This is a genomic window from Mesorhizobium sp. WSM4830, assembly GCF_055811495.1.
Genome location: NZ_JBVVQI010000071.1, coordinates 1 through 4,587 on the forward strand (window position 1 = coordinate 1; position 4,587 = coordinate 4,587).

The window sequence follows — 4,587 nt, forward strand, 5'->3', positions numbered from 1 at the left end:
AAGGGCGCTGCCTCCGCATGCAGCCTTCCGATGTGTTCGGACCATGTCCCTTGAACAGGTACCCCTTCCAATGGCAACTGCTGCATGGGAGGCTGCATCGGAACGCGGCCGGCTGAATTGCCGATTTCGCTCAGCGGCTGCTGAATGGCGGCGGCTTGCGGCGTATTCAGGACCCTCTGCCTCTCCGCTGGCCTCAATAGCACTGTGGAGTGTTCATTGTTGATGATGACCCACCCGGGTGGCAGGTGGTTGCCCTGGTCAAGCGCATTCGGCCAGGGCCGGATCTGCTGTTGGCTGGCAGCTAACGCTGGCGGGGCGGCGGCCTCAACTCCGGCGTGCCCAGAGTCGGCCGCCGCGAAAGCGTCCGTCACGCTTCTGTCTGACGCGGACTCCGCATCGCGAACCCGTCGCAACGCGAAGGTGAGATTGCTGTTGCCTGGAAACAACGTCTCGGCGAATTTCATCCGCGTATCATGATCCAACCCAGAGATCGCCAGGCCCTGTCTCTCAAGCGCCCCAGAAAATCTGCGAAGATTACGACCATACATAACACGGGTGCTTGAGGCCAAGCTGCTGTCACTGGTCATTTGTTCCAAGACATGCGCGTCTGCCTTTGAGGGCACTGGCCGCCGGGCAGTCGCCGAATAGCCCGGCTCATGATACGCACGCAGGACGTTCAATGCCGTCTTTATATCATCGTTTAGCGGAAAAAAAGCATCGACGTGATCGACCAGGGATTGGTGATCTTTTAGATCAGTCGCTTGGCCACGAGCGCCGAGATCATTCGCCAATCGGCGAAGTGCATACGTGTATGTTCGGACCGTGCTCACGCTCAATTTTTTCTGAGCCGCAGCCTGGGCGATCGCCTTATCAATAAGGTCCCGGTGTTCGCCGGACAGATGGCGATAGCGGGCATTACGGGCGCCACTCGCGACAGGATCGGCTCGGCGCGGCTCGGCCACGTGCGGCTCAAAGCCCGCTTGCCGGGCCTGGCCCGCATTCGGCAAGGGGTCGTGGCGGTCCACGAAAGGGAGCATCGCGTCTGGGACGCGGTGAGTCCCATGGGAGAAGCCTTTGGGGACCGCAAATGAGACGTTTATGGAGTTCTCGATCGCAGCGAGGTGCTTCTCAGACCATGCGGACGGCGCGGCCGCCGCATGCAGCCTTCCGATGTGTTCGGACCATGTCCCTTGAACAGGTACCCCTTCCAATGGCAATTCACCCAACTGCTGCCTGGGCGGCTGCATCGGCACGCGGCCGCCTGAATTGCCGATTTCGCTCAGCGGCTGCTGAATGGCGGCGGCTTGCGGCGTATTCAGGGCCTTCTGCCTCTCCGCTGGCCGCAACAGCGCTGTGTAATGTTCATCGTTGATGATCACCCACCCGGGTGGCAGGAGGTTGCCCCGGTCAAGCGCATCCGGCCAGGGCCGGATCTGCTGTTGGCTGGCAGCTAACGCTGGCGGGGCGGCGGCCTCAACTCCGGCGTGCCCAGAGCCGGCCGCTGCGAAAGCGTCCGCCACGATGCTGTTGAGGTCACCCCGTCCAGCGGGCATGCCTGGGTCGCTGAAAAAAGACGAGGTGGCTTGATCATCCTGCCGTCGCTGAAGCACTTCGCGTAACCCCCGTTCCAGTCGCAGAAGCTCCTCTGGATTGGTTGGCGACTCGTCAGCTTGATCGAACAGCCTGCGGGTCTCGGCAAGGTGCTGCTCAAAGCTCGCTTGCCGGGCCTGGCCCGCTTGCCCCTCTTCCAAGCCGGCGTCCTGCACCTGCGACAAAGCTGTTACACGGGATGTACTATTTAGCGGGTCCATGCTACCTCACATACAAACTATATCGTCAAAGTTCTGCGCCAATCCACGCAGCTGCTCATCGGGTTGCGATTCTGCCGAGAGCCCCTCGTCTGCTATCATCAAGGGTGCCGGGTCCGGGAGGGCGCCTGTCTGGCTTTCGAAGATGCGTTTCAGGATGCGATCCGAAAAATATCGCACCTTCCTCAATTGCAATGGTGGCAGACCTTTGATCAGAACGATCTCGTACTCGTCATTGAGCAGCCGAACCTGTTCGGGACGCAACAGCGGTGCACCTTGATGTGAATTCTGGATGTTCCAATCGAACGTTCGCGCCTGGCTGTAGGAAATCGATTGGGCTTGAAACGTGTATTCACCGATGGCTTTGGAAATGTAGGTTGGAGTCTCGTCATCGGCCGTGGCCATGAACACTTGCAGGCCGGTATTGCTGAGAAAATTCTGCTTGCCAGCCTCGCCATAGGCCCCCGTCAGTGCCGAGAGGCTTTGGATGATGAGCATGAAGCGACCCTTGTAGCCCGCGATGGTCGTAATTGCGGTCTCGATCGCCTCCAGCTTACCCAAGTGCTTGAATTCATCGAGCAGAAACAGAACTTCGTATTTTTCATCCCGGCGAGGCAGCGACCGCTGTAGAATTGAAACGACTTGCTGAAAGAACAGGCGTATCAAAGGCGCGACCACCTCAAGGTCGTTTGGACCAACGCAAAGATAGATGCACGTTTTGCGACGGCGAAGATCATAGACCGAAAAATCTGAGCGACTTGTCGCCGCCTTTACAGCGGGATCCGCCCACAAATTGAGCCCGCCATCGCCAAGGACGGACGTGTAGGAGGTTAGGATTTTTGTATCGTTCCCGGCCATGTCGTCGAAGATGCGTTGTGCCTCTTTGTTCCGGGTCTCCATGGCGAGTCGCGCGAAGAGCTTAAACTTCTCCCCCGGCTGGGCGAAGAGATCATAGACTGCGCCGATTGTTGGCGTGCCCCGCTCGATGCAGGCGAGGATGCCCGCGGGTGCAGTAGGGCTGCATTCAACATGACAGGGCGCTGTTGGAGGACATCCAGGACTGGTTGGGTGACCGATTGCAGAGTTGGCGTCTGGGCCGATAACGACTGCGGAAAAGCGCCTATGCAGCCCTGTCTCGACTATTCCCCAGCGATTACGGACTCGTCCTTTCTGCATTTGGAAAGTCCTGCCGTAGTAGGGCCGGACGTCGCCTCGGCTGAAATCATTCTGGCAAACATTCGACATTCTCAGCACGATTATCGCCGGTCCGTAACGGGTTTTCGGATGAACAGAAGCAATATGCGTGCCAAGGTAAGGGTTATTTCGATACAATGGGATACATCGATCCGCTTATGTCGCTTTCCAACATTGTCGTACATCAGACAATTCCAGGTGACATGTCGCGGCGCCAGCGGCAAGTTGCCCGCCACCTGCTGAAAGGCGACGGGCAATTGGGTGACCAGGAAGACCGCGCCGGACAGGAACAGCATGGGTGTGAGGACGAGCGTCTGGTAGAAGATGAAATAGTGGTAACTGGGCGCAAGCGCGGTGACTATCAACGCCAGGCTTGCTAAGGCGTATCATGGGAAGATCACAACTCAGTTGATCGGATCTGTAAAATTGAAGGTTGGCTTAAGCACGAGAGCAGCGGCAGCGGCCGTCGGCGTTATCAACTTAACTCGCGGTCAGGGATTTGCGGCATAGACGCGACGGCATGAACACCGCAACCGTCAGCTACAAGCGCCATCGTTTCGCGCCGCAGATCATCGCCCATGCAGTCTGGCTTTACTACAGGTTCCCCTTGAGCCTGCGTCTGGTCGAGGAAATGCTGCTGGAGCGCGGCATCGTGGTTTCGTATGAGACAATCCGCCGGTGGGGCATCAAGTTCGGGCCTGATTACGTTCGAGGTCTTCGCAGAAACCGGCCGAGCCGAAACGATGTCTGGCACCTGGATGAAGTCGTCATCACCATCGCCGGCAGGAAACACTGGTTGTGGCGCGCCGTCGACCAGGATGGCTATGTGCTCGACGAGATCGTCCAGAACCGCCGCAACACCAAGGCGGCCAAACGCTTGCTGACGCGGCTGCTGAAGAAGCAAGGCGTCGCGCCGAAGCGCATGATCACCGACAAGCTGCGCTCCTATGGAACAGCCAGGCGACAGGTGATGCCGGGCATCGAGCATCGGTCGCACAAGGGATTGAACAACCGGGCGGAGAATGCCCATGTGCCGCTGCGAAAACGGGAGCGGATGATGCAAGGCTTCCGATCACCAGGAGCACTGCAACGCTTCGTTTCGATCTTCTCGGCTCTGCGCAATCTCTTCGTCCCGCCCCACTCAAAACGCTCCGCTCTCGCTACACATATTCACCGCCTGCAGGCCATGGCGGAATGGAAAGCCGTGGCCATGGTCAGCTGACATCAGCGGCCGCAGGTCTCAACGCGTGTATATGCAGACAACGTGACATCGCCCACAATACGATGTGTACAATGGCACTCGCTCGACCTTCCATGCAACCGGTAAAAGCCGAAGAAGCAGAATGTTCGCATCTGCAGTCTTTGGGACGTGTGCTGTCAGTCCGGTTTTGGCTGACGAAGCGGAAAACCAGCCCTTCGTTCCTCATAGAACCATGATGCTTATCCTAGTGGCATGGCAGCTCTGGTGCGCGTCGACGGGACATTTTGAAGCTGCCCATCGCTTCCCGAAACAATCGTGTCAATCACGAGTGGGGGGATCGCTGCGCGTTCATCCCCCAGCTTCGGTATTCCACGCCTTGGGGAG

1 protein-coding gene and 3 pseudogenes are annotated in these 4,587 nt (G+C 58.3%); 1 reads left to right on the top strand and 3 read right to left on the bottom strand.

The genetic code is table 11. The features are described 5' to 3' along the window. From AC0L2Y_RS34250 to AC0L2Y_RS34260, 3 pseudogenes are all read right to left on the bottom strand, one after another. Positions 1 to 1,811, bottom strand: a pseudogene (locus AC0L2Y_RS34250) (Ulp1 family isopeptidase); the annotation flags it as partial. A 6-nt stretch (positions 1,812 to 1,817) separates the two neighbouring features. Continuing rightward, positions 1,818 to 2,813, bottom strand: a pseudogene (locus AC0L2Y_RS34255) (type IV secretory system conjugative DNA transfer family protein); the annotation flags it as partial. A 401-nt stretch (positions 2,814 to 3,214) separates the two neighbouring features. Further along, positions 3,215 to 3,385 (bottom strand): annotated as a pseudogene (locus AC0L2Y_RS34260) (ABC transporter permease); the annotation flags it as partial. A 137-nt stretch (positions 3,386 to 3,522) separates the two neighbouring features. On the opposite strand from AC0L2Y_RS34260, the gene AC0L2Y_RS34265 reads away from it, so the two are divergent. Further along, positions 3,523 to 4,224: an IS6 family transposase gene (locus AC0L2Y_RS34265; protein ID WP_473562292.1), complete on the top strand. Its 702-nt coding sequence runs from the start codon at positions 3,523 to 3,525 to the stop codon at positions 4,222 to 4,224. Positions 4,225 to 4,587: the final 363 nt, after the last annotated feature.